The following is a 25,396-nucleotide window of genomic DNA, read 5'->3' on the forward strand; positions in this document are numbered from 1 at the left end:
CTATTCGCCCTTCAGTGCGCGGGTGATCGTGCCGATCCGACCCTTTAGGAAGGACAAGGTCGTCTGATACTGCACCGCGTTTTCGGCGAACGCGGTCTGTTCCTGGTTCAGCTCCACGGTGTTGCCGTCCATCGAGGTCTGGTTGGGGACGCGGTACTGCACCGCGCCGGCGAAGCCCCCTCCGCTCACATCGTCGCCATTCTCCATCGCGGCGAGCGCGGCCGAGAAGTCGACGTCCTTGGCCTTGAACCCCGGCGTCGACGCGTTCGCGATGTTCGAGGCGAGCAAGCCCATGCGCTGCGAACGCACCTCGAGCGCTGCGCCATGAACTCCGAAAAGCGTGTCTCCTGCCACGGGTGCGGCTCCCTACGTGAATGTCGTGCCGGGTCCTAAGCAATCGCCGTGCCAATTGTGACGCAAGGGCGGGAGAGCGGGCGTTACGGGTAGCGGCAAGGAGGGGGCGGCAAGGCGTTGCCGGTCCTGGCGGCGGGATTGCCGGAGGTTGCCGGTGGGTCGGCAGAAGCGGCGCCCCACCCCTCGTCATCCCAGCGAAGGCTGGAATCTCGTGCGGAAAGCGCGGCGCAGGAGCCGCGAGAGACCCCAGCCTTTGCTGGGGTGACGAGATGGGGAAAGGTAACGCTCACGCCCGAGATCGACGGGCAGCGTTGTCGTCGACACTTGGCCCACGTCTTGCATCGCGTACCGCCATGAGCACAGACATCCTCGCGCTGACCGGCGAACTCCTCGACCCCGCGGCGCTCGCCATCGTCGGCGGCGGCACGCTGCTGGCGGTGATGCTCCGCAGCCCGTTGCGCGACATCGTCCGCGCCGTCGCCGCACTCCGGACGCTCGGCAGCGCCCGATTCGACGCCGAACCCCTGCTGGAGCAGGTTACCGCGCTCGACCGGATCGCCAAACGCCACGGCGTCCTCGCGCTCGACCGATCGGTCATCACCGACCCCGATATCAAGACCGCGATCGCCGCCATCGTCGACGGCGCGGGCGGCCCGGCTGTCCAGACGCTCGTCGATCATCGCCGCCAGGCGCGCGTCGAGCGGCATCTGGCCGTCGTCGACGTCTGGTCCGGCGCGGCCGAGGTGGCGCCGGCGATGGGGATGGTCGGCACGCTGATCGGCCTCGCGCGCATGTTCGCGACGATGAGCGATCCGTCGGCGATCGGCGGCGCGATGGCGATCGCCTTGCTCGCGACGCTGTACGGCGCGCTGATCGCAAACCTGGCCGCCGCCCCGATCGCCAACCGCCTGCGCGCTAACGCCCGTTCCGAAGCGATCGAGCGTGCGCGGATCGTGGCACCGTTGGTCGCGCTGGCCGTGCGCGAAGTACCGCGGGTTCCGGTCGTGCAACCGTCCCCGCTGGCCAGCGTCGCATGACCGATATCGACTTTCCCACGCCGCCCGCCGGACGCCCGCTCTGGCTGATCACGCTCGCGGATCTCGCGCTGCTGCTGGTCGGCTTCTTCGTGCTGGTGCAGGCGACGCAGCATGTCGATCGCGGCACGCTCGCGCGGGGGTTCCGCGCGGGCTTCGGCGCGGATGCGGCGATCGAACGCGCGATCCCCGTCGCCGCGGCGGGGATGATGAACTTTGCGCGCGGATCGGCGGCGCTGCCCGGCAGCGTCGACGGGCTGATCGCCTGGGCCCGGGACGCGGCGCGCGACCCGCGCGTGATGCTGACGGTGACCGGATCGGTCGACGGATCGACCACCGACGTCGACCCCGCGACAGGCAGCGGTGCCGTCCTGGCCGCCGATCGCGCACGCACCGTCGCGGCCGCGCTGGCGCACGCGATCCCCGGCGCACGGCTGATAATCACGACGACCCCGCACACCGGCCACCGCGCGGCGATCGTCAACCAGGGCTTTGCCGGTGCCTCCGCCCCTTCTAAGGCCATGCCATGATCGAGAGACCGTTGGTCCGCGCACTGCCCCTGCTGCTGCTCGCAGCGCCTGCATTCGCGGCGGGATACCAGGATACCGCCGGCCTCGACCGCGCGGTCGCGGCGTTTGCCGGCCATGCGATCGGCGAGGAAGGCGGCGCACGCGCACCCGTCGACACGCGGCTGAAGCTCGCGCAATGCCCGACCGTCGCGCTGTCGTGGCGGACCCCGGCGCACGACGCGGTGGTGATCGCGTGTTCGGGGCCCGACTGGAAGATCTACGTGCCGATGCGCGTTGCCGCCGCGCCGCTCGGTGCCGCTCCGGTGGCCGCCGTCGCCAGCTTGGCCGCGAAGGCCCCGCCGGTGATCAAACGCGGCGATCCGGTGGTGATCGAGGCCGCATCCGAAGGCTTCGCGATCTCGCGCGAAGGGATCGCGATGGGCGACGCCGCGGTCGGTGCGCGGTTCCTGGTCAAGGTCGACGATACGCGCACCCCGGTGCAGGCGATCGCGCTGGCGAGTGGTCGCGCGACTCTGCCCGGTTGGGGCCAGTAAACCCCTAAAGTTTCCGCCGCGCCGGCCGTTCCTACTCGTGTCGAGGTCATCCGAAAGGTGCGGGCATGGTAGAAGCGATCGGAGCAAGGCTGATGACGGGAGCAGCGCAGACGCGTCGTGCCGTCATCGACACCCCCGCCCCCGCCACCGCCACCGCCACGCTATCCGCGACGCCCGGCGCATCGATCGGCGCCGCTGGCCCCGCCGGCGTAGCCACGCTCGCCGCGGAGATGGCCGCGACGCCGCCGGTCGACAGCGACCGCGTCGCCCAGATCAAGCAAGCGATCAAGGACGGTCGCTACCCGATCATGCCGGCGCGGATCGCCGACAGCCTCATCGCATCGCGCCTCGAATGGAATTTGACCAATGACCCGGCGTGACGCCCTGATCCGCGTGATCGATCTGCTCCACGTCGAGATCGCCGCACTGAAATCGAACGACGTCGCCGCACTCGAGCGTGCGACGCGCGACAAGCTTATCGCGATCGAGGCGGTCGCCGCGGCGGGCGGCGGCCCGGCCGGCCCCGACATCCGCGAGCTCGCCGACGAGGCCAACCGCCTCAACGAGACGTGCCGTATCTACACCAATTTGATGGCGGCAAATGTCCGCCGCCGCCTGCAAATGCTGACCGGTTCTGCCGCCAGCGGCTATGGCCGGAGTGCCGCCGGCGCCTACGCCTGAGGGCACCGGGCTCCCGCAAACCAACTGGCACGCTCCTTGCTGATTGCCGTCCCGAACAGGGGCTCAATCTGCGCACATGACCGTTTCTCCGATCACCACCAGCCGCGTCCAGTCGGCGATCGCCGCCGCGAGCAGCAAGACCGGAATCGATTTCTCGTACCTGCTCGGCCAGGCGAAGCTCGAATCCGGGCTCCAGACCAACGCCCGCGCCGCGACCTCGTCGGCATCGGGGCTGTACCAGTTCATCGAGCGCAGCTGGCTGTCGGTCGTCAAGCAGCACGGCGCCGAGCACGGCCTCGGCTGGGCGGCGAACGCGATCACGACCACCAACGGCAGACCGACCGTCGCCGACCCGGCGATGCGGCAGGCGATCCTGGCGCTGCGCAACAATCCCGACGCCGCCTCGCTGATGGCCGCCGAACACGCGTCCGACAACAAGACCGCGCTGGAGACCACGCTGGGGCGCCCCGCGACCGGTACCGACCTCTACATGGCGCATTTCCTGGGCCTTGGCGGCGCGAAGAAGTTTCTCGGTGCGCTGCAATCGTCGCCCGGCCAGTCCGCCGCCGCCCTCTTCCCGGCCGCCGCCGGTGCCAACCGCGGGGTGTTCTACGCGTCGAACGGCCAGCCGCGCTCGCTGTCCGATGTCTATTCCCGCTTCGCCGCGAAGCTCGGCGCGGGCGCCGGCGATAGCGGCACCGTGACGGAAACCGCCGCCGCAAACATGATGGCCGCACGCAGCTTCGATATGGACGATGCGACCGTCATCGCCGGCGGCAACGAGAGCACGCACGACGCGATGGCCTGGGCCAGCGCCGCGCTCGGCAAGTTCAGGACCGGCGCCACGCCACAGCAGACCGCGGCCAATCTGATGCGCCCGACCCCGGACACCGCGCGGCTCGCGTACATGATGCTCGCGAGCATGGGGGGCTGATCCAGTGAAGATCCTCCCCAACCTGCGCGCCTCCGCGCTGCCGATCGCGATCCTGCTGCTCGTCGTGCTGATGGTCGTGCCGATCCCGGCGGCGATGCTCGACGTGTTCTTCATCGCCAACATCGCGATCAGCCTGGCGGTGCTGATGGTGTCGCTAAACGCGCAGAAGCCGCTCGACTTCTCCGCCTTCCCGACCGTGCTGCTATTCGCGACTTTGTTCCGCCTCGGCCTCAATGTCGCCTCCACCCGCGTCGTGCTGGTCCATGGCCACGAAGGCGAAGCCGCGGCCGGCCACGTCATCGAGGCGTTCGGCACCTTCCTGATCGGCGGCGACTATATCGTCGGGCTGTTCGTCTTCTCGATCCTGATCATCATCAACCTGATCGTCGTCACCAAGGGCGCCGGACGCGTCTCCGAAGTGTCCGCGCGCTTCACGCTCGACGCGCTGCCCGGCAAGCAGATGGCGATCGACGCCGACCTCAACGCCGGACTGATCACCCCCGACGAAGCCAAGCAGCGCCGCATCGACACCGCGACCGAGGCCGAATTCTACGGATCGATGGACGGTTCGTCGAAGTTCGTGAAGGGGGATGCGGTCGCCGGCCTGCTGATCCTCGCCACCAACATCGTCGGCGGGCTGATCCTGGGGCCTGTCAAACACGGCATGTCGATCGGCGACGCCGCACACAACTATGTGCTGCTCGCGATCGGCGACGCGCTGGTCGCGCAGTTGCCTTCGCTGATGTTGTCGATCGCCGCCGCCGCGATCGTCACGCGCGTCACCTCGACACACGATCTCGCCGGCCAGATCGGCAGCCAGTTCGGCAGCCCTCGTACCTGGACTCCGGTCGCCGTCATCCTCGGGCTGCTCGGGCTGATGCCGGGCATGCCGCATTTCGTGATCCTCCCAATGGCCGCGCTCGCCGGCTTCGCCGCGTGGAAGCTGCGCCAGATCGCCGCGCGGCCAGTGCTCGCGCCCGTCGCCGTCGTGGAGCCGGTCGATCCCTCGCGGATCGGTTGGGACGAGGTCAGCGATGCGATGCAGATCAACATCGATATCGGCTACGGCCTGGTGCCGCTGGTCGACGAGCGCCGCGGCGCGCCTTTGATGGGCCGCGTCACCGGCGTCCGCCGCCAGCTGTCGAAGGAACTCGGCTTCGTCGTCCCGCAGGTGCGGATCCGCGACGACATCAACCTGCCGCCACACATCTATCGCATCCTCGTCAACGGCGTCGTTGTCGGCGAGGACGTGGTGTCGCCCGACGAGATGCTCGCGCTCGATACCGGCACCGCGTTCGGCGACCTGTACGGCAAGAAGGCGAAGGACCCGACGTTCGGCCTCGACGCCACCTGGATCGCGCCGGGCGACGCCGACGCCGCGACCGGCGCGGGCTATCTGGTGGTCGACCCCGGCACCGTCGTCGCGACTCACCTCAACCATGCGCTCGGCCAGAACGCCGCCGACCTGCTCGGCTCGGACGAAGTCCAGGCGCTGCTCGACGGACTGAAGGAGCACGCGGCGCAGCTCGTCGCGTCGCTGGCGCCATTGCCCCTCACCACCCTCACTCAAGTTCTAAAGGGCCTGCTCGTGGAGAATGTTCCGCTCAAGGAGTTCCGCCGGATCGCGTCGGCGATCGCGGTCGCCGCGCAGAAGACGCAGGATGCCGACGAGATCGTCGAGCTGATCCGTCCGCAGCTCGGCGCGCTGATCATCCAGAAACTGTGCGGCGTGCGCGAGCCGTTGCGCGTGATGACGTTGGAGGGCCAGCTCGAAGGACTGCTCGGCCAGGCGGCGCGCGCCGACACCGCGCGCCGCCACGTCATCGAACCCGATCTCGGCCGCCGCATCGTCGAGGCGCTGCAACGCGCCGCGCAACCGCTGATCGCCGACGCGAAGCCGTTCGCGCTGGTCGTCCAGCCCGCGATCCGCGTCGCGATCCGCAAGCTGGTGAAGACCTGCCTGCCCGACACGCCGGTGATGAGCTTCTTCGAGGTGCCCGAGGAGAAGGCGGTCGAGGTCGTCGCGGTGATCGGCACGCCGATGGCGCTCGCGGCATGAGCGCGATGCCGATGCAAGCCGCGTTCACGAACGCGACACCCGTCCCGCTTCCGGCGCCAATCCCCGCCTTCATCGGGCAGCCGCTCACCTATCGCCCGGGCCAGCGCCCAGGCGGTGACCCCAACGCGCTGATCCGCGAGCATCTGCCGTTGGTCCGCCGGATCGCGTGGCACGTGCATGGCAGCATGAGCAATCTGGTCGAGGTCGACGATCTGGTCCAGGTCGGGCTGGTCGCGCTGGTCGAGGCTGCGGCGACGTTCGAGGATCGCGGCGGCGCCACCTTCCGCCAATATGTCGCGCAGCGCCTGCGCGGATCGATGATCGACGAGTTGCGCCGTCAGGCCACGACGACCCGCGGCGCAATGCGCCGCCGTCGTGCCTATGCCGCGGCAGTCAAGGCGCTGACCGGCCCAAGCGGCCAGGCCCCGACCGAGGCGATGCTGGCGGACACGCTCGGCGTTTCGATCGAGAAGCTGCGCGCGGACTATGCGAGCGCCGATGCGATCCGCTTCGAATCGGTCGACGACCTCTACGCCGACGACCTCCCCTGGTTCGCCGACGACACGCCCAGCGCGTTCGACCAACTCGCGGATTCAGAAATGCGCGACGCGCTGATCGCCGCGATCGCCGCGCTGCCGACGCGCGCCGCGCAGGTGATCCAGATGTATTATGTCGACGAACTCAACCTCGAGGAGATCGGCCAGGTCCTCGGCGTCGGCGCCGCGCGCGTCTGCCAGATCAAGAAGCAGGCGTATGAGTCGCTGAAGAAGGCGCTCGCAAGCCAGCGCTGAGGACTGGCGCGGTGGTGTCCAAAACGCCACGCGCACAACCGCCAACGCCCCTTCCGGATGGACGGACATACCCCACCCATCATCCGGGACTTGATCCGGGATCCAGAGCCACGAACGGTACCGCCCGAAACCCTGGATCCTGACTTCCGTCAGGATGACGGAAACTGGGTGGAAAGCGGACGTTAGACCCCGAGCCACTCCAAGCCACCGGGCAGCTCGTCAGCAGCGAAGTCGATCTGAAGCACGCGTCGATGCGCCGGACGACTGGCCGCTTCAGAGGCATGTAAAATCGGCGTTGCATAGAGCCACACGTCGCCAGCATTAGCGATGCAGACCTGCGTGCCACATCGGCCAACCACCTGTTCGATCGCGTCGATGGGAACACGCCCTTTAGCATGCGAGCCGGGCGCTATTATAAGCGGGGCATTGGTCACGGGAACATCGTCGAGGTGAGCGCGCAAAGTGACCATGCGCGTGAGCAGATCGAACGGTAGAGAGACGTGCTGCATCCCGCCCTTTGTTGTCCAAGGGCCAAAGCCATTCACGTCGATACGTCGCTTCACGCAAATGGTGCGGTCCTGATGCCAAGCAAGCGACCAGTTCGTTTCAGCGGTCTTGTCGAAGAATATCGCTCTTACTGCACGGCACTTTGGTCCCAGAACATTCGCTGCGATTGAGCCAATTGCGCCATCGCAGGCCAGAAACGGCCGTAGTGCCTCAATGCCGCATATGCGAACACCGGCACGCTCCGAAGGTAGGTGGACGAGCGCTGCCCGTAAATCAGCTAAGCTATCAGCTATCGCACCTGGGAAGTGCTCTGCTCCTTGCTCAGAAAATCTGAAAGGAGTCTGCTCCTGCATCATCATAGGGTCAGATATGCCGATGCCGTGGATCTTCGCAATGTCCACTATTGGACACAAGACGACCGGCTGCTTTACCGCCCCGCCCTCCCCCAAACACACGAAACCCCCGGCAGCTTGCGCCGCCGAGGGTTCGCTCGACCAAACCAGGTCCGGTCGGCCCGGCACCCCAGGTTGGGGGCGCGGTGCCGGGACTTATTCGGGAATTACTGGCCGAGCAGCTTCAGCACGCTCTGCGTGCTCTGGTTCGCCTGGCTGAGCATCGCGGTCGAGGCCTGCGACAGGATCTGGGCCTTGGCGAGCGCGGTGGTCTCGGCCGAATAGTCGGTGTCCTCGATCCGGCTGCGCGCATCCGCCAGGTTGGTCGCGTTGCTGGTCAGGTTGTTGACCGCCGACTGCAGCTGGTTCTGCGTCGCGCCGAGGCTCGAGCGACGGTTGACGACATTGGCGATCGCCGTGTCGTAATCCTCGAGCGTCGTCGCGATCGCGGTCGGCGTCGCGCCGCCGCTGATGACGCCCTGAACGCCGTCGGTCAGCAGGTTGCCGCCGAGATTCATGGAGATCTTGTCGGAGGTGTTGGCACCCGCCTGGATGAAAACGATCCCCGCCGCGCCGGCCGTACCGGTAAACAGCGGCTGGCCGTTGAACTTGGTGTTGGTGAGAACATTCGTGATCTGCGTGGCCAGCGCATTCTGTTCGGCACTGATGTTGGAAATGTCGGTCGCCGAATAGGTGCCGTTGGTCTTCTGCACCTCGAGCTCGCGCATCCGCTGCAGATTGTTGGTCACTTCGTCGAGCGCGCCTTCGGCGGTCTGCGCCATCGAGATGCCGTCGTTCGCGTTGCGGATGCCCTGGTTCATGCCCGAGACCTGCGAGGTCATCGACGCGCTGATCGCGAGGCCGGCGGCGTCGTCCTTCGCGCTGTTGATGCGCTTGCCGGTCGACAGGCGCTGCATCGAGGTCGAAAGCCCCATCTGCGCGGTGGTCGAGGCATTCGACGCGCGCAACGCGCTCAAATTACTATTGATTACCGTCATGTCCGGACTCCATCACGGCGCACTCCCCGGCGCCCCCAAGGCGAAGGACGAGCCGCCACCAGCCATAACGGCCGGACGGGACGGACATTTAGCGAAAATATCGAACACGATCGTCGCATGCGCGAAATCCCCGGCGCATGACCGCCGGGGACCTCACCGCTCGCCCACCGTTCTCTCGGCGGGAGGGGCGGCTCCGGCACCCTTGGGGGGGGACCGGCGCCGGAGCCTGGCGTGGATTACTGGAGGAGCTTCAGGACACTCTGCGTGCTCTGGTTCGCCTGGCTCAGCATCGCGGTCGATGCCTGCGAGAGGATCTGCGCCTTGGCCAGCGCGGTCGTCTCCGCCGAGTAATCGGTGTCCTGGATGCGGCTGCGCGCGTCCGACAGGTTGGTCGAGTTGCTGGTCAAGTTGTTGACCGCCGACTGCAGCTGGTTCTGCGTCGCGCCGAGGCTGGCACGGCGGTTTGTGATCGACGCGATCGCCGAGTCGTACTGCGTCAGGGTCGCCGCCTTCACGCTCGCCGCTACGGTTTCGTCGGTCCCCGCCGTCGCCGCATCGTCAGCCACCGGCGGATTGATGATGGCCGTCATTGCCGTGCTCTTCAGCAGGTTCGAGCCCAGATCAAGCTTGATTGCGTCCGCGGTGTCCGCACCGGCCTGGACCGTGACCTTGAGCGCGTTGACCCCGTCGGTGCCGGTCCCCGAGAACAGCGCGGTGCCGTTGAACTTGGTGTTGGTCAGCACGTTGGCGATCTGCTGAGCCAGTGCGTCCTGCTCGGACTTGATGTTGGCGACGTCGGCAGACGAATAGGTGCCGTTGGTCTTCTGCACTTCGAGTTCGCGCATGCGCTGCAGGTTGTTGGTGACCTCGTCGAGTGCGCCTTCGGCGGTCTGCGCCATCGAGATGCCGTCGTTGGCGTTGCGGATGCCCTGGTTCATGCCCTTGATCTGCGACGTCATCGACGCGCTGATGGCGAGGCCGGCGGCGTCGTCCTTGGCGCTGTTGATGCGCACGCCGGTCGAGAGGCGCTGCATCGAGGTCGACAGCGACATCTGCGCGCTGGTGGAGGCGTTCGAAGCGCGCAAGGCGCTGATGTTGCTTGCGATAACGGTCATGTCAGATCTCCATCTAGCTCTGCGGTCCCCCCGTTTCCGCTTTGGAACCGAGCCGCTGAATGCAGTAACGGCCGGCAACCGGCAGGATTTAGCCGGCAATGCGACATTTTTTGCCGGTCGTTGCCGGTTTTGCCGGTTTACATGCATGCAGAGTACCGATTTCGTGCGCGCGCGATGCACGCGGCACGCGCGCCCGGAAAAATGTTGCCGGCCGACCGGCAGATTAACCCGCCGTTTACCACCCCATCGTATTTACACGATCGACAAGGGGGGCCTTAATGCGTTCGATTCATGCGTCACAATCTGTGCTCAAGCGTAAATACGCACTCCTCTCTTCTTTGCGGGCCCAAGGGGTCAGCGTCAAAATCGACGGTGATACTTGCGAATCGTCCGATTATCTTCTGATCGGCGATGGCGAGGAGGTCGCGGAGCCGCAGCGGACGATGATCATCGGCGAAACCGGATGCCTGGTCGTCCCGGCGCGTGACGGCCAGCCCGCACGACTTGCCTATGGCCCCGCCGATTCAGCGGTCGGCAACGGCTTTGCACGCGCGCTGCTCGCCGGCCCCGATCTGCCGACCGCTGCCGATCCCGAGAGCCTCGCGCTGCTGGCGCTCGCCGAGCGCGTCGCGGCGTCGGACATCACCGTGTTGATCAACGGCCCGACCGGCACCGGCAAGGAAGTGCTGGCGCGCACGATCCACAACAGCTCGACGCGCGCGGGCAAGCCGTTCATCGCGATCAATTGCGCAGCACTGCCCGAGACGATGCTCGAAGCCTTGCTGTTCGGCCACCAGAAGGGCGCCTTCACCGGTGCCTCGTCGGGCGGCGAAGGCTTCTTCCGCGCCGCGGACGGGGGCACGATCCTGCTCGACGAGATTGCCGAGATGCCGATCCAGTTGCAGGCCAAGCTGCTGCGCGTGTTGCAGGAGCGCGAAGTCGTGCCGATCGGCGCGTCGGTACCGCAGGCGATCGACGTCCGCGTCATCGCCTGCGCGAACCGCGACCTGCAGGACGAGGTCGCCGCCGGGCGGTTCCGATCGGATCTCTATTACCGCCTCGCGGTGTTCCCGCTGACCACCAAACGGCTCGCCGAACGACGCCAGGACATCCCCGCGCTCGCCGCGACGATGATCCTGCGCCATGCCGGCAAGCGTAACGCGATCCCCTGGCCGACCGCCGAGGCAATCGACGCGCTGACCCGCCACGACTGGCCTGGCAACGTCCGCGAGCTGGAAAACGTCATCCAGCGCGCGTTGCTGTTCGCGGCCGGCGACACGATCGACGCCGGGCACGTCGTGTTCGACCGCGCGGTGACGCCCGCCCCGATCCTGCGCGTGGTTGCGGACTCGAACGAGCCCGAGACGCCCCCCGGGACCTTGGGCAACATCGTCCAGATGAGCGAGTTCGCCGCGATCCGCGAGACGCTCGCCGCCTGCGGGGGCAGCCGGATCGAGACCGCACGGCGGCTAGGCATTTCCGAACGCACGCTGCGCTATCGCCTCGCCAAGGCGCGCGAGCAGGGTGAAGACATCACGCGCGCAGTCTCGGCATGAGCATCGCCGGAATTGGGGGCGGCGTGGGCGGCGCGATGAGCGTTGACCGGGTGATGCAGCTTCGCGCGCAGATCCTGGAACGCAACGAGGCGCTGACCCGCGCCAATGCTTCGGCCGGCGCATCGACGCCCGCATCGACGGGACCGACCAGCTTCGCCAACACGCTCGGCGACGCGCTGAAATCGGTCAACGAGGGTCAGACCCAGGCCGCCAAGCTCAGTGAAAGCTATGAGCGCGGCGAAACGGTCGACATCGCGAAAGTGATGCTCGCCCGCCAGCAGGCCAGCGTCGGCTTCGAGGCGACGCTGCAGGTCCGCAATAAATTGCTGTCCGCCTACAAGGACATCATGAGCATGCCGGTGTAATGCGATGAACGCTCTGACCACCACCCCCGTCCTGCCGGATCGGTTCGCGAACCCGCTGCGCCAGATCAAGACCGTGCTCGACCAGCCGATCGTGCGCCGCTCGCTGCCGATGACGATGATGATCGGCCTGATCGGCGCCGCCGCGCTCGCCTGGGCGACGATGTCGACGCCGACGCAGAAGACGCTGTTCACGGGGCTCCCCGATGCCGACAAGGCCTCGGTCACCGCCGCGCTGACGCAGGCCAGCATCACGAGCCACATCGACGATTCGACCGGCGCGCTGACCGTCAACGAAGAAGATTATTCGAAGGCGCGGCTGCTGCTCGCCGGCCAGGGCCTGCCCAAGGCGGCGCCCGGCGGTTACGCGATCCTCGACCAATTGCCGATGGGTGTCAGCCGCGCGGTCGAAGGCGAACGCCTGCGCCAAGCGCGGGAGACCGAGCTCGCCAAGTCGATCGAGGAGATCGACGCGGTCGCGGAGGCGCGGGTGCATCTCGCCGTGCCAGAAGCGTCGGTGTTCGTGCGCGACAATGCGAGCCCGTCGGCGTCGGTAATCCTGAAGCTGCAGGGCGGGCGATCGCTCAGCGACGCGCAGGTCAATTCGATCATCAACCTCACCGCATCGTCGGTGCCGGGGATGAAGCCCGACAGCGTCACGATCGTCGACCAGATGGGCGCGCTTCTCACGAAGGCGGGCGGCGGCGCGGGCGACACCGGCAACGACCAGCGCATCGAATTCCAGCGCCGCGTCGAGGACAAATACCGCACCCAGCTGATCCAGCTGCTGACCCCGCTGATCGGCGCGGGCAATTTCACCGCCGAAGTGCAGGCCGATGTCGACCTGAACGAGACCCAGGCGACGCGCGAGAAATACGACGCCCCTGGCGTGCTGCGCGCCGAAACAGGCTCGTGGACGGGCAACCAGAAAGATGGCGGCACCACCGGGGGAATACCCGGCGCGCTGTCGAACACCCCGCCCGCCGCCAGCACGATGCAGTCGCCACAAGCGGCGAGCGGTGCCAGCGGCGCCCCACTGCCGGCCGCCGGTACGCCAAGCGAGCCGATGAAGCAGAGCGACAGTTTCCAGCGCGCGTACGACCTGGGCAAGGAAGTCTCGGTCACCCACGCCGCACCTGGCGGGGTCAAGCGGCTGTCGGTCGCGGTACTGCTGCGCGATCCCGAAAAGGGTCGCCGTACCGCGATGGAGATCAATCAGGTCACCGAACTGGTCAAAAGCGCGGTCGGTTTCGACCCCGCGCGCAACGACAACGTCACGGTGATCAGCCGCAAGTTCGCGGGCGCCGACATCGCGGTCGACAAGCAAGCCTGGTACGATGCCGGCTGGCTACCGATCGTAGCCCGCAACGTCACCGCGATCCTGATCGCCCTACTCGTGCTGCTGCTCGGCGTCCGGCCAATGGCGAAGGCGCTGATGAAGAAGCGCGACGATGCCGCCACCGATCGCCCCGCGCTCGGTCAGCCGATCGCCGGTACGCCGTCCGATATCGCCACCTCACCCGTCGTCAGCCTCGACCAGCTCGAGAACAGCCGCGGCTATGACGAGCGGATCGGTGCGGTCCGCGGTTTCACCCGTGACAACCCGACCCGCGCGGCGCTGGCGGTGCGCGACATGATCAGGGCGGACACCAAGTGAACCTCGCGATCGCGGAACCGCCGCGCGTCTATACCGGCGTCGAACGCGCCGCGGTGCTGATGATGCTCGTCGGCGAAGAGGAAGCGGCGGCGATCCTGCAAAAGCTCGATCCTGAGGAAGTCCGCCAGCTCGGCAAGGCGATGTTCGCGGTCGCGGACGTCAGCGAGGTCGAGGTCGAAAACGTGCTCGACCATTTCGTTGGCCATGCGCGCGAGCGGACCGCGATCGGCTTCGACCCCCGCCCCAAGATCGAGGCGGTGATGAACCGCGCGCTCGGCCGCGAAAAGGCCGAAAGCGTGCTCGCGCGGATCACCCCGCCCGAGGCGGCGTGCGAACTCGAACTGCTCGACTGGCTCGATACCAGCGAGATCGCGGCGATGATAGAGAAGGAACACCCGCAGATCGCGGCGGTGCTGATCGCCAACCTGGATCCGGCGATCGCCGGCCAGGTGCTCGAACTGATGCCCGACGCAGCGCAGCCCGATATCCTGCACCGGATCGCGCGGCTGGGACCGATCACCCCCGAAGCCGTCGATACGCTGAAAGGACTGCTCGGCAACCGCAGCGCCCGTCCATCGGGCGGTGCCGGCGTGACTCTCGGCGGCACGCGCGAGGCCGCAAAGATCCTGCAGGGCGCGCGCAAGGTGACCGAGCAGCGGGTGATGCCGAAGCTGTTCAAGATCGACAAGGACGTCGCCAAGGCGATCGAGGAGGCGATGTTCGTCTTCGACAACCTGCTGTCGCTCGACGACAAGAACCTGGGCGCGCTGATTCGCAACATTGACGGGGAAATCCTGACCAAGGCGCTGAAGGGCCTCGACGAGTCTGCGCGTGCCCGGTTCCTAGGCTGCATGTCCGCGCGCGCCGCGGACGGTATCCGCGACGAGATGGAAGCACGCGGTCCGATGCGCTTGGCCGAAGTGCTCGAGGCGCAGAAGACGATCATCCAGATCGCGCGCGCGCTCGCCAAGGACGGCACGATCCAAATGGGCGGGGGCGACGACGACTATGTCTGATTTCGTAGCGGGAATCGCCGCGCGTCACGATGCTGCCGCGCTGGCCATGCGCGCGGCTTGCGCGATGCCGTCCGCCTTCGCGCCGGCGGACCTGCGTCAGCGCGCGGCCGCGCGCGGGCCGATGGCGTTCAAGCAGAGCGGCGGGCCAAAGCATTTCAGCCCGGCCGACCCGGATGCGAACCCGACCGCGGGCTGGAACCCGCTCGATGCCGCGGCCGCGCAGACGCCGTTCATCGACCCGCTCACCGCCGCGCATGCCGCAGGCTATGCCGAGGGTCTGGCCGCCGCCGCCGAGGCCGCGCGGGCGGAGGTCGATCGTGATCGCGCATTCGGCGCTGCGATCGCGGAGGCGATCGGATCGGGCGGTCGCATCGACCGCGAACGCATTGCCGAGCAGCTGCGCCAGACCGTGATGAGCCTGGTCGGCAAGCTGGTCGGCGAAGTCGGCATCTCCCCCGAACTGCTGGCCAGCCGGATCACGACCGCGAGCGACCTGCTCGCCGACAAGACCGAATCGGCGCTGCTGCGCGTCCATCCCGACGACGTGGCGTTGCTCGAAGGGCATCTGCCGACGGCGATCTTCGCGGTTGGCGACCCCGGACTCGAACGCGGCAGCTTCGTTCTCGAATCCGCCTCGACGATCGTCGAGGACGGGCCGGAGTTATGGCTGGAACAGCTGACGCTGGCGATGGACCGGGTTTCGGTGCCGCCGATATGCTGAACCGGTTCACGGCCGACTATCTCGAAACACTGGGCATGGCAGACTTCACCCCCGCACCGAAGGTGTCGGGACGGCTGGCCTCGTTCGACGGGCTTCTGATGGAGGCGGTCGGGCTCACTTTGCCCGTCGGCACCGTCTGCATGGTCGGCGGCGCGGGCGACGCTAAGGTCGAAGCGGAAGTCATCGGGTTCCGCAACGGCCGCACGCTGCTGATGAACCTCGGCGGCCCGGCGGCCTTGCTGCCGCGCGCACCCGTGCGCCCGATCGGCGCGCCCGGCGAAGCCGAAGTCGGGGCCAGTCTGCTCGGCCGCGTCGTCGACGGGGCGGGCAAGCCGATCGACGGGCTGGGTCCGATCCGCGGCGCCGGGCGCTGGCCGCTCGCGGGCAAGCTGCAGAGCCCGCTGGACCGCGGTCGCGTGCGCGTGCCGCTCGATGTCGGGGTGCGCGCGATCAACGGCCTGCTGACCGTCGGCCAGGGCCAGCGCATCGGCATCATGGCCGGCTCGGGCGTCGGCAAGTCGGTGCTGCTCGGCATGATCGTCCGCGCCGCGCAGGCCGAAGTCATCGTCATCGGCCTGATCGGCGAGCGCTCACGCGAAGTCGCCGACTTCCTCGAGACCAAGGTCGCCGGCGAAGCGCGCAAGCGTGCGGTCGTCGTCGCCGTCCCCGCCAATCATTCCCCCGTGCTGCGCATTCGCGGTGCGTTGCGGGCCACCGCGATCGCCGAGGCGTTCCGCGCCGAGGGCAAGCAGGTGCTGCTGATCATGGACAGCCTGACCCGCGTCGCGCATGCCGGCCGCGAGATCGGCCTCGCACTCGGGGAACCGGCCTCGGCGCGCGGCTATCCGCCGTCGGCGATCGCGATGCTGCCCAACATCATCGAACGCGCCGGGGTCGACGTGCACAGCGGCGGGTCGATCACCGCGATCTACACCGTGCTGGCGGACGGCGACGACGGCAACGATCCGGTGGTGGATTCGGCGCGCTCGATCCTCGACGGCCATATCGTGCTCAGCCGCGCGCTCGCCGAACAGGGCGTGTACCCCGCGATCGACATCGGTCCTTCGGTCAGCCGCGTGATGACCGACATCGTCGGCCCCGACCATGCACGCGCCGCGCGCGTGCTGCGCCGACATCTCGCAACCTACGAACAGAATCGCGATCTCGTTCTGATGGGCGCCTATCGTCCCGGTGCCGATCCGGCGATCGATGCAGCGATCGCGTGCCACCCCGCGGTGATGGAGTTCATCCGCCAGGATGCCGACGCGATCGTCCCGATGCATGACGCGGTCGCCGAGCTGACCGGCGTGTTCGGCGATGGATAAGAAGGTCCTCGCCCGCATCCACCGCGTGCGGACGCTGCAATTGAACCTGATCCGTGCCGACGAAGCGCGCGCGCACGACAAACTCACCAGCGAAGCCGAACTCGGCCGACGCATTGCCGACTTGGCCGCGGCGATCGCGCCGACCACCGAGACCGGGGCGGGCGTGTCGCTCGCCGCCGCGGCGCATTTCCGCGGTCGCCTCCACCAGTCCGCCGCCGCGGCGCGCGATCGGCTGCAATCCGCCGAATACATGGCCAACCGCGCGACCGAGGCGACGCGCGCCGCCAAGCGCGACCAGAGCGCGGTCGAACAGCTGATGGCGCGCGCCGATGCGGACGCCGTGCTGAAGGCGATCCGCGGCCTGGAGGAAACCCCGCCGATCCGAAAGATTCGGCACGATCCTTGCTGAGCTGACCACGATACCCTCGTCGAGACCCGCCGCATGATCCAGTCCGCGACCGCATCCCGGTCCCCCGCAACGCCCGATCGCCCCGCCGACCCACGGCGCAGCGAAGGCGCGGGCCGCTTCCGGCAATCGCTCGCCGCGTTTCTAGACGCGGGCGCGGACGATGCCCCGCCGGCAGCGGCCAACCAGCCCGGCAACGACGATCCTGCCGCCGACGGCAAACCGTTGCCGGATGCCGCTGCCCCGCCGGCGCTTGCCTGGCTCGCGCAGCTGCCGCCGATCGCGCAGCCGGCACCGCCGCCTACCGTTGCCGAGACACAGTCCCTCGGTGCCGCAACGCCGGCGATGGTTCTTGCTGCCGCCCCGACCCTCGTCGCGCCGATGCTGGAACTCGTCTCGGCCGTTGCCGTCGACGCGCCCGCGATCGACGCGGCGAAGCTCGAAACTGCCGATACACCACTACCCGACGCGATGCCGGACGCCGTGACGGTCGATGCCTTCGCCGTGCCCGCCGTTCCCGACGTCGTCCCGCGCGGCGCAGCCCCGGCCGCGCACGTGTTCAGCGCAGCGATCCGCGCAGCGGTCGGCAACGACGCCGATGCCGCACCCCGCCGCGAGACGGCCAACGCGGGGCCCATGTCGATCGGGGCGGTCGGGCTCGAACCGCAGCGTCATGCGGTGGCGGCGACCGGCGACGTGCAGCAGGCGCCGCTCGACGCGCGCCAAGGCGATTTCCCGCACCGGATGATCGATCGTATCGAGCAACTGCGTGACGACGCCAACGCCAGCAATACGCGGATCCGGCTGATCCCCGACGCGCTCGGCCAGATCGACGTGACGATGCGCCGCGACGGCGACGCGGTGCACGTCCATTTCGCCGCCGAACAGGGCGCGACGCGGGCGTTGCTGGAAAATGCCCGCACGGAGCTCGCCGACATCGCCGCGTCGCGGGGGATCACGCTCGGCCAGACCTCGGTCGGCGCGGACGGCGGCAGCCAGCAACGCCAAGCTCCCGCGCCGAGCCAGCAGCCGCAGCGCGCCGCCGCGCCGACCCCGAGCGCGGCCCAGACCCCCGACGACATTCGCATCGCATAAGGACCGATCATGAGCGACAAGACCGAAGAGACGCCCAAGACGACGGGCAAGACGAAGGGCAAGATGGGCAAGCTGATCGTGATCGGCGTGGGCGCGATCGTCCTGATCGGCGGCGGCATCGGCGGCGGGCTGTATGCTGCCAATTCTGGGCTGATTGGCGGCGGCCATGCCAAGGTCGACACCGGGCCCAAGCTGGTCCCCAAGAGCGAGCAGAAGCACGCGCCCGCCGGCGAAGGTCATGAAGGCGGCGCCGGCATCGCCCCCGCCACCGGCCCCGGCGGCGACAAATACGCGTCCAATTACTATGCGATGGAGAAGGACTTCACCGCCAACCTGCAGAATTCGTCGCATTTCGTCCAGGTCGGGATCGCGGTCTCGACGCCGTACGACGATTCGGTGATCGCCGGGCTGAAGACCAACGACATCGCGATTCGCTCGGCGATCCTGATGGCGTTGGGCGATACCAACGAGGACGACGTCTTCACCGGCGAGGGCAAAAAGAAGCTGCAGGCCCGGCTGGTGAAGGCAATCAACGATACGATGAAGCAAAAGGAAGGATTCGGCGGGGTTAGTAACGTCTACTTTACCAGTTTCGTCGTTCAGTGAGCACATGGTTAACGACCCCGCAACGATGACGGCGCCCGAACGGCGCGAGCGGCCCAGGCGACCGGCGACCCATCAGGGTGTGCTCGGTCCGGCGAAGCTCAATCCGTTCGGCGACCTGCACACGCTGCAGCATCTGTCCGCACGCCTGGCGCGTGGGATACGCGGGGTGTTCGAACCGCTGCTGCGCGCGGAAATCCGCTGCTGGGCCGAACCGCTCGTGGTGCAGCGCTTCGCCGACTACCGCGCCGAACGGCATGACGGGCTGACCGCGTGGCTGCCGATGGCGATGACCACCGCAGGCTCAATCGCGCACGGCCAGGCGCTGTGCGTGATGGACGGCAAGTTCGTGCTCGAGCTGCTCGACATGTTCTTCGGCGGCACCGGTGCCGCCCCCGCCGTGCTGCCCAGCGAATTCTCGCCCGCGGGCGAGGCGATGGTCGCGCGGATCGGATCGATGATCGAGGGGCCGTTGAAGGCCACCTGGGAGCCGCTGGCCAAGATCGATTTCGCGCCCGGCCGCGTCGAATCGAACGCGGCGATGCTTGCCGACATCGACGGCGAGGATGCGGTGATCGTCACGCGCTTCGGCATCGCTGCGGGCGATGCGCGGCCGATCTTCATCGACCTGCTCTATTCGGTCGCGGCGCTGAAGCCGCACGGTGCATCGCTGACCGGAAAGGTCGTCGGCAAGGCCGCCGAGCCCGACCCCGCCTGGCAGACCGGCCTGACGCGCGCGGCGATGAACGTGCGGTTCGAGATCCGATCTGTGCTCGCGGAACCCGTCGTGCCGCTCTCGCTGCTGCTCAATCTCAAGCCCGGCGACGTCATCCCGATCAGCTTCGGCACGGAGGTGCCGATCATGGTCGGCAACGACCGCCTCGGCGCGGGCACCGTCGGCACCTCGAACGGCCATGCCGCCATCCAGATCACCCAATTCGCGCGTATCGACGAAGGACAGATGCAATGAACGACATGACCGGCGGATTCCCCGTCGACGGCGCGGTCGCCGCCAATTTCCGGCTGCTCCAGGATGTCGACGTCAAGCTGACGGTCGAGATCGGCTCGACCTCGCTGACGCTGCGCGAATTGCTGGCGCTGGGCGAATCGAGCGTGATAGAGCTCGACCGCGATGCCAACGAACTGCTCGACGTGTTCGTCAACGGCACGCTCATCGGCCGCGGTGAAGTCGTCACCGTCGGCGAGCGGTTCGGCGTGCGGATGACCGAGCTCGTCACCCCCGACAAGCGCGGCTGATCCCGCGATGATGTGGTCCTATATCCTGAAGCTTGCGATCATGTTGCCGCTCGTCTGCGGGCTGATGATCGGATGCCTGGTGCTGTGGCGCAAGTTCGAGGCGCGGATGCCCGGCAAGCCGACGACGCGGCTGATCGCGGTCAAGGAAACGATGATGATCTCGCCGGGCGTGCGCCTCGCGGTGCTCGATTTCGAGGGTCGCCGGCTCTTGGTATCGGTCGCGCGCGGCGGCGTGACTTTGGTCGACCGGATCGACGCATGACCATCACCGTTACGCGCCGCGGCACCGGCCCGGCGCTAATCCACGCGGCAACCCCGCGTTCGCGTGTCGGCGCGGCGAAGATCGTCTGGATCGTCCTCGCCGTCCTGATCGCGCTGCTGATCGCGATGCCGGCCTTCGCGCAAGCCGCCCCCGCCGCGGCACCCGCCCCCGGCGTCGGCGACGCGGTTGACCGCGCGATCGGCCAGCTCGGTGGCCAGCAATCCGGCAGCACGGGGCAGAGCGGTTCGCTGTCGCTGTCGCTGCAGGTCCTCATCATCATGGGGCTGCTGACGATCCTGCCGGGGATCCTGCTGATGATGACCAGCTTCACGCGGATCATCATCGTGCTGTCGATCCTGCGCCAGGCGCTCGGGCTGCAGCAGACCCCGCCCAACCAGGTGCTGATCGGGCTCTCGCTGTTCCTGTCGTTCTTCGTGATGGCGCCGACGATCAACCAGATCAACACGCAGGCGATCCAGCCCTATGCGCAAGGGCAGCTCGCCGGCACGCAGATGATCACCACCGCCGGCGTGCCGCTGCACGCCTTCATGGTGCGCCAGACGCGGACTAAGGACGTGACGATGTTCGCGCAGATGGCGAAGTCGGGCCCCTATGCGTCGGCCAACGACATCCCCTTCTCGGTGCTGCTGCCCGCCTTCGTCACCAGCGAGCTCAAGACCGCGTTCCAGATCGGCTTCCTGATCTTCCTGCCGTTCATCGTCATCGATCTGGTCGTCGCGACGGTGCTGATGGCGCTGGGCATGATGATGCTCAGCCCGACGATCATCTCGCTGCCGTTCAAGCTGCTGCTGTTCGTGCTCGTCGACGGTTGGGCGCTGACGATGGGCAGCCTCGCCAGCAGCTTCGGCACCTGAGATGGACGCGCAATATTTCCTGTCGATCGCCAACCAGACGATGTGGGTGCTGGCGCTCGCCTCCGCGCCGATCCTGATCCCGGTGCTGGTGTCGGGGCTGATCGTCGGCATGGTCCAGGCGGCGACGTCGATCAACGAGGCGACGCTGTCGTTCGTGCCGAAGCTGATCGTGGTCGCGGTGTCGATCCTGATCTTCGGGAGCCTGATCCTGGGGCTGCTCAGCGACTTCACGATCTCGATCTTCGAACGCATCCCGGACCTCGTCAAATGACGAGCCTGCTCTCTCCCCTCCCGCTCGCGGGAGGGGCCGGGGGTGGGCTCGCGCCATCGGCGTCAGCTGCCATCGACAACGCGAGCCCACCCCCAACCCAGTGCGGCGTGAACAGCACCCCGTGCTGTTCAGGTCATGCCGGGGGCATGACCGACGCCGCACTCGCAGGCGGGAGGGGGGAAGCGTAGTGTTGGGCTTCGGCCTTGAGATCGAGCCGCAGCTCTGGGCGCTGATCTTCGTCATGATCCGCGTCGGCGCCGCGTTCGCCGCCGCGCCGGTGTTCGGCGCGGTCGGCGTGCCCGTCACCGTGCGCGTCACGCTGGCGGGCGCGATCGGCTTCCTCGTGCTCGCCGCGCATCCGGTCACCCCGCCGGCGCAGATCTTCACCGTCGCCACCATGCTCGCCATCGCCGCCGAAGCGCTGGTCGGCGCCGCCTTGGGCTTCGTCCTCCAGATCGGCTTCGCCGCGCCGATGGTGGCAGCCGAGATCATCGGCGGATCGATGGGCCTCGGCTTCGCCTCCGCGATCGACCCGCAGAACGGCAAGTCCAGTCCCGCGCTCGGCCAGTTCTTCTCGGTCATGCTCACTTTGCTGTTCCTGTCGGTCGACGGGCACCTGATGCTCGTCGACATGATCGTGCGCAGCTATGACGCGATGCCGGTCGGGAACGCCTGGCTCGGCGCCGACCGGCTGCGCGGAATCGCCTATTTCGGCGGCTACACCTTCCTCGCCGGCCTGCTGCTCGCGCTCCCCGTCGGCTTCCTGCTGCTCAGCCTCAACATCGTCGTCGGCATGATTTCGCGCGCCGCGCCCGCGCTCAACCTGTTCGCGATCGGCCTGCCCGCCAGCCTCGCGGTCGGCGTGCTGGCGCTGGCGATCGCCTTCCCGGCGATGGGCGATTACATGCTCGTCATCGTCCGCGAGAGCCTGGCCGCGACCGAACGGCTGGTGTTCGGCTGATGGCGGATGAGTTCGGCGAAAAGACAGAAGCCCCAACCCCCAAGAAGCGCAAGAAAGCGGCGGAGGACGGCAATGTCCTGCGCTCCAAGGATTTCTCGACCGCGTTCGTCGTGCTCGCGGGCGTCGCCTGGCTGATGTTCGCAGGTCCCTCGCTGATGGCCGCGTGCAAGGCGGTGATGGCGGCGAGCTTCAGTTTCGGCCGCGCCGATGTCGAGGATTTTTCCCCCTTCCGCCCGCTGATAGAAGCTGGCTGGAAGCTCGCGCCGTCGATCATAACGCTGTTGGTCGTCAGCATGGCTGCGGCGATCTTCAGCCAGCTCACGCTCGGCTCGCCGACCTTCAACGCCAAGCTGTGGGCGCCCAAGCCTAGCCGGCTGAACCCAGCGTCCGGGCTGAAACGCATCCTAGGCCCCACCGGCTGGATCGAACTCGGCAAGTCGCTGCTGAAGGTCGTGCTGCTCACCGCAATCGGTGCCTGGGCGCTGTGGAAGGCGCAGCACATGGCGATCGGCCTGGTCGCGACCGACCTGCAGCAAGCGATGAAGGCCCTGAGCGGTACCTTCATCGGCATTCTGATCGCGATGTCGCTGGGACTCGTCGTGATCGCCGGCATCGACCTGCCCGTCCAGATCCTCCGTCTCCTCGGCAAGCTGCGCATGTCGAAACAGGAGGTGAAGGACGAGCACAAGGAGAGCGAGGGCTCGCCCGAAGCCAAGGGACAAATGCGCCAACGCCAACGCGAAATCCTGCGCCGCGGCTCGCGCAAGGCGATAGCTGAAGCTCATGTAGTCCTAACCAACCCAACCCACTTCGCAGTCGCGCTGCGCTATGACCGTGGCCGCGACCAGGTTCCCGTCGTCGTCGCCAAGGGCCGCGGCGCGACGGCGCTGGCAATCCGCGAGCTCGCCGCCGAATATGCCGTGCCCGTCCTGGAATACCCCCAACTCGCTCGCGCGGTCTATTACACCAGCCGCGAGGATCAGGAGGTGCGCGACGACCTGTACGTCGCGATCGCCGCGGTGTTGGCGTTCGTGTTCGGCCTCAACACCAAGATGGGCGGCACCGCACCGCTTCCGGCGGTCGTCGTGCCGCCCGGCGCGCGATACGATGAGAACGGCGTCAAAGGCGACTAAAGATTCGGAGCTTTCAGCCGTTCTCGGGAGTAACGCGCGAAGGGTCCAGACATGACGACGACTGCCACGACCTCTGCGACGACGGCGAGCGCCGCGACGTCGACGGTTGCATCGATCGTCAAGACGCTTGGCAGCGGATCCGGCGTCGACACCGTGACGCTGGTCCAGCAGCTCGTCGACGCCCAGTTCGCGGTCAAGAACAGCCAGCTCGCCGCCAAGGCGGATACGCTCACCGCGCAGATCTCGGCGGTTTCCGCGCTGAAGAGCGAACTGACCAATTTCGATGCCGCGCTGAAGTCGCTGGTGACGAGCGGCTCGCTGACGACCCAGCCGACCAGCTCCAACACCAGCGTCGTCACCGTCACCGCGACGTCGGGCGCGAAGCTCGCCGGGCTGACCGGGCAGCTGACCGTCAACGCGCTCGCCTCGGCACAGGCGGCGACGACCAACACCCCGATCCCGCGCACGACCGCGTTCAACGCGGGCACGCTGTCGCTGCAGTTCGGCGCCGACACGACGGACCGTTCGACGACGCCGCCGACGACGACCTTCACGCCACGCGGCGGCGCGGCGATCAGCATCGCGATCGGCACAGGCGACGCCACGCTCGACGGCATCGCCGCCAAGATCAACGCCGCGGGTGCTGGCATCACCGCGACCGTGGTCACCGACGGGATCGGCGCGCGGCTGACCATCAAGGGCGCGAACGGTGCGATGCAGGCGTTCACGCTGACCGGTAACGACGCCGACCCCACCGCGACCGGGGCGAAGCTGTCGACACTGAACGTCGGCCGCAACGCAACCGGCACGACGATTGGTACCAGCGCAAGCGACGCGAGCGTGACGCTCGACGGTGCGACCTTCCATCGTTCGACCAACAGCATCAGCGACCTGATCACCGGGGTGAAGCTCGACCTCGCCTCGGTTTCGACGACTCCGGTGACGCTGGGCTCGACCTCGCCGACCAGTTCGCTTAGCACCGCGGTCAACGATTTCGTCACGACCTTCAACCAACTGCAGAAGATCGTCGCGACGGACATCGATCCGTTCACCGGCGTGCTGAAGACCGATTCGACCGTCAACGCGATCGCGCGCAGCCTGGCGAAGCTGACTACGACGACGCTCGCGACGCCGACCACGACCGGCGCGCCGCGCACGCTCGCCGATCTCGGCGTGACGACCAGCCGCGACGGCACGCTGGCGGTCGATTCGACCAAGCTGGCCGCCGCGATCACGAAATATCCCGACGCGGTCGAGGCGCTGTTCGCTTACGGCAAGGGTGCGGCGACCAACGACGGGATCGCCGGCGCGCTGTCGGCGATCGTCAAGCAGGCCACCGTCGCCAGTTCGGTGTCGGATCAGGATCTCAGCCTTGACGCGTCGACACGGCGGCTGACCGACGCGCAGTCCGCGATCGCCGATGCGCAGACCAAGGCCGCCGACCTCGCGGCGACGACCAAGACGCGGATGACCGCTCAGTTTGCGAAGATGGATTCGGCGGTGGCGGCGTATAAATCCACGCAGGCGTTCCTGACCCAGCAGATCGACGCGTGGAATTCGAGCGACAATTGATGCAATACGCCACCACGCTCACGCGCGACCCCGCCGCCACCTATCGCCAGATTGACATCGTCGGCCGCTCTGCAACCGCGAGCGCTGCCGGCCTCACCCAATTGCTCTACGAGGAACTCGTCGCCGCCTTGCGCGCCGCAGCCTGGGCCGCCGAACACCGCAAATACGCGATCAAGAGCGACCGCATCACGCGCGCGACCGCGATCCTGTTCGCGCTCGAGGCCGGGCTCGATTTCGAGAAAGGCGGCGATGTCGCAATCACGCTGGCACGGCTCTACGCCGGCGCGCGCACCACGATCATCAACGCCTCGCTAGGTCACGATCCCGCGCCGTTCCGCGACACCGCGGACAATTTGGACGAGATCGCCAAGGCCTGGCGCAGCATCAGCGGGTAAC

General features: G+C 67.6%; 30 protein-coding genes. 26 read left to right on the forward strand and 4 right to left on the reverse strand.

Translation table 11 applies throughout. The features are described from left to right. The gene (gene flgB, locus U1701_RS02375; RefSeq protein WP_443025993.1) at positions 1 to 294 is read right to left on the reverse strand and encodes a flagellar basal body rod protein FlgB; all 294 of its coding nucleotides are present in this window, start codon (positions 292 to 294) and stop codon (positions 1 to 3) included. A gap of 413 nt (positions 295 to 707) precedes the next feature. On the opposite strand from flgB, the gene U1701_RS02380 reads away from it, so the two are divergent. From U1701_RS02380 to U1701_RS02415, 8 genes are all read left to right on the forward strand, one after another. After that, on the forward strand, positions 708 to 1,391 hold the full coding sequence (locus U1701_RS02380) for a motility protein A (RefSeq protein ID WP_332780926.1): 684 nt from the start codon (positions 708 to 710) through the stop codon (positions 1,389 to 1,391). Beyond that, a complete protein-coding gene (locus tag U1701_RS02385; RefSeq protein WP_332780927.1) occupies positions 1,388 to 1,918 on the forward strand; it encodes a flagellar motor protein MotB in 531 nt (176 codons plus the stop codon). Before U1701_RS02380 ends, U1701_RS02385 begins: the two co-directional genes overlap by 4 nt. After that, positions 1,915 to 2,451: a flagella basal body P-ring formation protein FlgA gene (locus U1701_RS02390; protein WP_332780928.1), complete on the forward strand. Its 537-nt coding sequence runs from the start codon at positions 1,915 to 1,917 to the stop codon at positions 2,449 to 2,451. Before U1701_RS02385 ends, U1701_RS02390 begins: the two co-directional genes overlap by 4 nt. Before the next feature lie 65 nt (positions 2,452 to 2,516). Next, positions 2,517 to 2,831 (forward strand): flagellar biosynthesis anti-sigma factor FlgM, encoded by a 315-nt coding sequence (flgM, locus tag U1701_RS02395; protein WP_332780929.1) that lies wholly within the window; start codon positions 2,517 to 2,519, stop codon positions 2,829 to 2,831. Further along, a complete protein-coding gene (locus U1701_RS02400; protein WP_332780930.1) occupies positions 2,818 to 3,132 on the forward strand; it encodes a flagellar protein FlgN in 315 nt (104 codons plus the stop codon). Before flgM ends, U1701_RS02400 begins: the two co-directional genes overlap by 14 nt. A 76-nt stretch (positions 3,133 to 3,208) precedes the next feature. Further along, positions 3,209 to 4,066, forward strand: a complete 858-nt coding sequence (locus U1701_RS02405; protein ID WP_332780931.1) for a lytic transglycosylase domain-containing protein — start codon at positions 3,209 to 3,211, stop codon at positions 4,064 to 4,066. Positions 4,067 to 4,070: 4 nt separating this feature from the next. Then, positions 4,071 to 6,125, forward strand: a complete 2,055-nt coding sequence (gene flhA, locus U1701_RS02410; RefSeq protein ID WP_332780932.1) for a flagellar biosynthesis protein FlhA — start codon at positions 4,071 to 4,073, stop codon at positions 6,123 to 6,125. Then, positions 6,122 to 6,916: a sigma-70 family RNA polymerase sigma factor gene (locus U1701_RS02415; RefSeq protein WP_332780933.1), complete on the forward strand. Its 795-nt coding sequence runs from the start codon at positions 6,122 to 6,124 to the stop codon at positions 6,914 to 6,916. Before flhA ends, U1701_RS02415 begins: the two co-directional genes overlap by 4 nt. 182 nt (positions 6,917 to 7,098) lie before the next feature. Here U1701_RS02415 and U1701_RS02420 read toward each other — a convergent pair whose 3' ends face one another. The 3 genes from U1701_RS02420 to U1701_RS02430 all read right to left on the reverse strand — a co-directional run bounded on the left by U1701_RS02420 (position 7,099) and on the right by U1701_RS02430 (position 9,928). Continuing rightward, positions 7,099 to 7,824: a phytanoyl-CoA dioxygenase family protein gene (locus U1701_RS02420; protein ID WP_332780934.1), complete on the reverse strand. Its 726-nt coding sequence runs from the start codon at positions 7,822 to 7,824 to the stop codon at positions 7,099 to 7,101. Between the two features lie 158 nt (positions 7,825 to 7,982). Beyond that, entirely contained in the window at positions 7,983 to 8,813 is an 831-nt protein-coding gene (locus U1701_RS02425) for a flagellin N-terminal helical domain-containing protein (protein WP_332780935.1), read from the reverse strand. A gap of 236 nt (positions 8,814 to 9,049) precedes the next feature. After that, a complete protein-coding gene (locus tag U1701_RS02430) occupies positions 9,050 to 9,928 on the reverse strand; it encodes a flagellin N-terminal helical domain-containing protein (protein WP_332780936.1) in 879 nt (292 codons plus the stop codon). Positions 9,929 to 10,206: 278 nt separating this feature from the next. On the opposite strand from U1701_RS02430, the gene U1701_RS02435 reads away from it, so the two are divergent. The 18 genes from U1701_RS02435 to U1701_RS02520 all read left to right on the forward strand — a co-directional run bounded on the left by U1701_RS02435 (position 10,207) and on the right by U1701_RS02520 (position 25,395). Further along, the gene (locus tag U1701_RS02435; protein WP_332780937.1) at positions 10,207 to 11,484 is read left to right on the forward strand and encodes a sigma-54 interaction domain-containing protein; all 1,278 of its coding nucleotides are present in this window, start codon (positions 10,207 to 10,209) and stop codon (positions 11,482 to 11,484) included. Continuing rightward, the gene (gene fliE, locus U1701_RS02440; RefSeq protein WP_332780938.1) at positions 11,481 to 11,849 is read left to right on the forward strand and encodes a flagellar hook-basal body complex protein FliE; all 369 of its coding nucleotides are present in this window, start codon (positions 11,481 to 11,483) and stop codon (positions 11,847 to 11,849) included. The genes U1701_RS02435 and fliE overlap by 4 nt, the downstream gene beginning before the upstream one ends. A 4-nt stretch (positions 11,850 to 11,853) precedes the next feature. Next, positions 11,854 to 13,503, forward strand: a complete 1,650-nt coding sequence (fliF, locus tag U1701_RS02445) for a flagellar basal-body MS-ring/collar protein FliF (protein WP_332780939.1) — start codon at positions 11,854 to 11,856, stop codon at positions 13,501 to 13,503. Beyond that, entirely contained in the window at positions 13,500 to 14,519 is a 1,020-nt protein-coding gene (gene fliG, locus U1701_RS02450) for a flagellar motor switch protein FliG (protein ID WP_332780940.1), read from the forward strand. The genes fliF and fliG overlap by 4 nt, the downstream gene beginning before the upstream one ends. Continuing rightward, complete coding sequence (locus U1701_RS02455; RefSeq protein ID WP_332780941.1) at positions 14,512 to 15,240, forward strand: FliH/SctL family protein; 729 nt, start codon at positions 14,512 to 14,514, stop codon at positions 15,238 to 15,240. The genes fliG and U1701_RS02455 overlap by 8 nt, the downstream gene beginning before the upstream one ends. Then, positions 15,234 to 16,565 (forward strand): FliI/YscN family ATPase, encoded by a 1,332-nt coding sequence (locus U1701_RS02460; protein WP_332780942.1) that lies wholly within the window; start codon positions 15,234 to 15,236, stop codon positions 16,563 to 16,565. Before U1701_RS02455 ends, U1701_RS02460 begins: the two co-directional genes overlap by 7 nt. Then, on the forward strand, positions 16,558 to 16,974 hold the full coding sequence (locus tag U1701_RS02465; protein WP_332780943.1) for a hypothetical protein: 417 nt from the start codon (positions 16,558 to 16,560) through the stop codon (positions 16,972 to 16,974). Before U1701_RS02460 ends, U1701_RS02465 begins: the two co-directional genes overlap by 8 nt. Positions 16,975 to 17,007: 33 nt before the next feature. Further along, entirely contained in the window at positions 17,008 to 18,066 is a 1,059-nt protein-coding gene (locus tag U1701_RS02470) for a flagellar hook-length control protein FliK (RefSeq protein ID WP_332780944.1), read from the forward strand. A gap of 9 nt (positions 18,067 to 18,075) precedes the next feature. Next, entirely contained in the window at positions 18,076 to 18,672 is a 597-nt protein-coding gene (locus U1701_RS02475) for a flagellar basal body-associated FliL family protein (RefSeq protein ID WP_332780945.1), read from the forward strand. A gap of 4 nt (positions 18,673 to 18,676) precedes the next feature. Further along, positions 18,677 to 19,639: a flagellar motor switch protein FliM gene (locus U1701_RS02480; protein WP_332780946.1), complete on the forward strand. Its 963-nt coding sequence runs from the start codon at positions 18,677 to 18,679 to the stop codon at positions 19,637 to 19,639. Next, positions 19,636 to 19,926, forward strand: coding sequence for a flagellar motor switch protein FliN (gene fliN, locus U1701_RS02485; protein ID WP_332780947.1), 291 nt, complete (start codon positions 19,636 to 19,638; stop codon positions 19,924 to 19,926). Before U1701_RS02480 ends, fliN begins: the two co-directional genes overlap by 4 nt. 10 nt (positions 19,927 to 19,936) lie before the next feature. Next, positions 19,937 to 20,188 carry a flagellar biosynthetic protein FliO gene (locus U1701_RS02490; protein WP_332780948.1) on the forward strand — a complete coding sequence of 84 codons (252 nt, stop codon included), beginning with the start codon at positions 19,937 to 19,939 and terminating at the stop codon, positions 20,186 to 20,188. Beyond that, positions 20,185 to 21,063, forward strand: a complete 879-nt coding sequence (fliP, locus tag U1701_RS02495) for a flagellar type III secretion system pore protein FliP (protein WP_332780949.1) — start codon at positions 20,185 to 20,187, stop codon at positions 21,061 to 21,063. Before U1701_RS02490 ends, fliP begins: the two co-directional genes overlap by 4 nt. A gap of 1 nt (position 21,064) precedes the next feature. Further along, positions 21,065 to 21,334, forward strand: coding sequence for a flagellar biosynthesis protein FliQ (gene fliQ / locus U1701_RS02500; RefSeq protein WP_332780950.1), 270 nt, complete (start codon positions 21,065 to 21,067; stop codon positions 21,332 to 21,334). Positions 21,335 to 21,521: 187 nt separating this feature from the next. Further along, entirely contained in the window at positions 21,522 to 22,295 is a 774-nt protein-coding gene (fliR, locus tag U1701_RS02505) for a flagellar biosynthetic protein FliR (RefSeq protein WP_332780951.1), read from the forward strand. Next, positions 22,295 to 23,428, forward strand: a complete 1,134-nt coding sequence (locus U1701_RS02510; protein ID WP_332780952.1) for an EscU/YscU/HrcU family type III secretion system export apparatus switch protein — start codon at positions 22,295 to 22,297, stop codon at positions 23,426 to 23,428. Before fliR ends, U1701_RS02510 begins: the two co-directional genes overlap by 1 nt. 51 nt (positions 23,429 to 23,479) lie before the next feature. Beyond that, a complete protein-coding gene (fliD, locus tag U1701_RS02515; protein ID WP_332780953.1) occupies positions 23,480 to 25,000 on the forward strand; it encodes a flagellar filament capping protein FliD in 1,521 nt (506 codons plus the stop codon). Continuing rightward, positions 25,000 to 25,395: a flagellar export chaperone FliS gene (locus U1701_RS02520; RefSeq protein ID WP_332780954.1), complete on the forward strand. Its 396-nt coding sequence runs from the start codon at positions 25,000 to 25,002 to the stop codon at positions 25,393 to 25,395. The genes fliD and U1701_RS02520 overlap by 1 nt, the downstream gene beginning before the upstream one ends. Position 25,396: the final 1 nt, after the last annotated feature.

This window comes from Sphingomonas rhamnosi, assembly GCF_036663615.1.
GTDB lineage: Bacteria > Pseudomonadota > Alphaproteobacteria > Sphingomonadales > Sphingomonadaceae > Sphingomonas.

What these genes read in the sequence shown, in the direction of transcription:
- flgB (WP_443025993.1), bottom strand. Translation starts at nt 294, where the DNA reads ATGGGCTTGCTCGCCTCGAACATCGCGAACGCGTCGACGCCGGGGTTC.
- U1701_RS02380 (WP_332780926.1), top strand. Translation starts at nt 708, where the DNA reads ATGAGCACAGACATCCTCGCGCTGACCGGCGAACTCCTCGACCCCGCG.
- U1701_RS02385 (WP_332780927.1), top strand. Translation starts at nt 1,388, where the DNA reads ATGACCGATATCGACTTTCCCACGCCGCCCGCCGGACGCCCGCTCTGG.
- U1701_RS02390 (WP_332780928.1), top strand. Translation starts at nt 1,915, where the DNA reads ATGATCGAGAGACCGTTGGTCCGCGCACTGCCCCTGCTGCTGCTCGCA.
- flgM (WP_332780929.1), top strand. Translation starts at nt 2,517, where the DNA reads ATGGTAGAAGCGATCGGAGCAAGGCTGATGACGGGAGCAGCGCAGACG.
- U1701_RS02400 (WP_332780930.1), top strand. Translation starts at nt 2,818, where the DNA reads ATGACCCGGCGTGACGCCCTGATCCGCGTGATCGATCTGCTCCACGTC.
- U1701_RS02405 (WP_332780931.1), top strand. Translation starts at nt 3,209, where the DNA reads ATGACCGTTTCTCCGATCACCACCAGCCGCGTCCAGTCGGCGATCGCC.
- U1701_RS02415 (WP_332780933.1), top strand. Translation starts at nt 6,122, where the DNA reads ATGAGCGCGATGCCGATGCAAGCCGCGTTCACGAACGCGACACCCGTC.
- U1701_RS02425 (WP_332780935.1), bottom strand. Translation starts at nt 8,813, where the DNA reads ATGACGGTAATCAATAGTAATTTGAGCGCGTTGCGCGCGTCGAATGCC.
- U1701_RS02430 (WP_332780936.1), bottom strand. Translation starts at nt 9,928, where the DNA reads ATGACCGTTATCGCAAGCAACATCAGCGCCTTGCGCGCTTCGAACGCC.
- U1701_RS02435 (WP_332780937.1), top strand. Translation starts at nt 10,207, where the DNA reads ATGCGTTCGATTCATGCGTCACAATCTGTGCTCAAGCGTAAATACGCA.
- fliE (WP_332780938.1), top strand. Translation starts at nt 11,481, where the DNA reads ATGAGCATCGCCGGAATTGGGGGCGGCGTGGGCGGCGCGATGAGCGTT.
- fliF (WP_332780939.1), top strand. Translation starts at nt 11,854, where the DNA reads ATGAACGCTCTGACCACCACCCCCGTCCTGCCGGATCGGTTCGCGAAC.
- U1701_RS02455 (WP_332780941.1), top strand. Translation starts at nt 14,512, where the DNA reads ATGTCTGATTTCGTAGCGGGAATCGCCGCGCGTCACGATGCTGCCGCG.
- U1701_RS02460 (WP_332780942.1), top strand. Translation starts at nt 15,234, where the DNA reads ATGCTGAACCGGTTCACGGCCGACTATCTCGAAACACTGGGCATGGCA.
- U1701_RS02465 (WP_332780943.1), top strand. Translation starts at nt 16,558, where the DNA reads ATGGATAAGAAGGTCCTCGCCCGCATCCACCGCGTGCGGACGCTGCAA.
- U1701_RS02470 (WP_332780944.1), top strand. Translation starts at nt 17,008, where the DNA reads ATGATCCAGTCCGCGACCGCATCCCGGTCCCCCGCAACGCCCGATCGC.
- U1701_RS02475 (WP_332780945.1), top strand. Translation starts at nt 18,076, where the DNA reads ATGAGCGACAAGACCGAAGAGACGCCCAAGACGACGGGCAAGACGAAG.
- U1701_RS02480 (WP_332780946.1), top strand. Translation starts at nt 18,677, where the DNA reads ATGGTTAACGACCCCGCAACGATGACGGCGCCCGAACGGCGCGAGCGG.
- fliN (WP_332780947.1), top strand. Translation starts at nt 19,636, where the DNA reads ATGAACGACATGACCGGCGGATTCCCCGTCGACGGCGCGGTCGCCGCC.
- U1701_RS02490 (WP_332780948.1), top strand. Translation starts at nt 19,937, where the DNA reads ATGTGGTCCTATATCCTGAAGCTTGCGATCATGTTGCCGCTCGTCTGC.
- fliP (WP_332780949.1), top strand. Translation starts at nt 20,185, where the DNA reads ATGACCATCACCGTTACGCGCCGCGGCACCGGCCCGGCGCTAATCCAC.
- fliQ (WP_332780950.1), top strand. Translation starts at nt 21,065, where the DNA reads ATGGACGCGCAATATTTCCTGTCGATCGCCAACCAGACGATGTGGGTG.
- U1701_RS02510 (WP_332780952.1), top strand. Translation starts at nt 22,295, where the DNA reads ATGGCGGATGAGTTCGGCGAAAAGACAGAAGCCCCAACCCCCAAGAAG.
- fliD (WP_332780953.1), top strand. Translation starts at nt 23,480, where the DNA reads ATGACGACGACTGCCACGACCTCTGCGACGACGGCGAGCGCCGCGACG.
- U1701_RS02520 (WP_332780954.1), top strand. Translation starts at nt 25,000, where the DNA reads ATGCAATACGCCACCACGCTCACGCGCGACCCCGCCGCCACCTATCGC.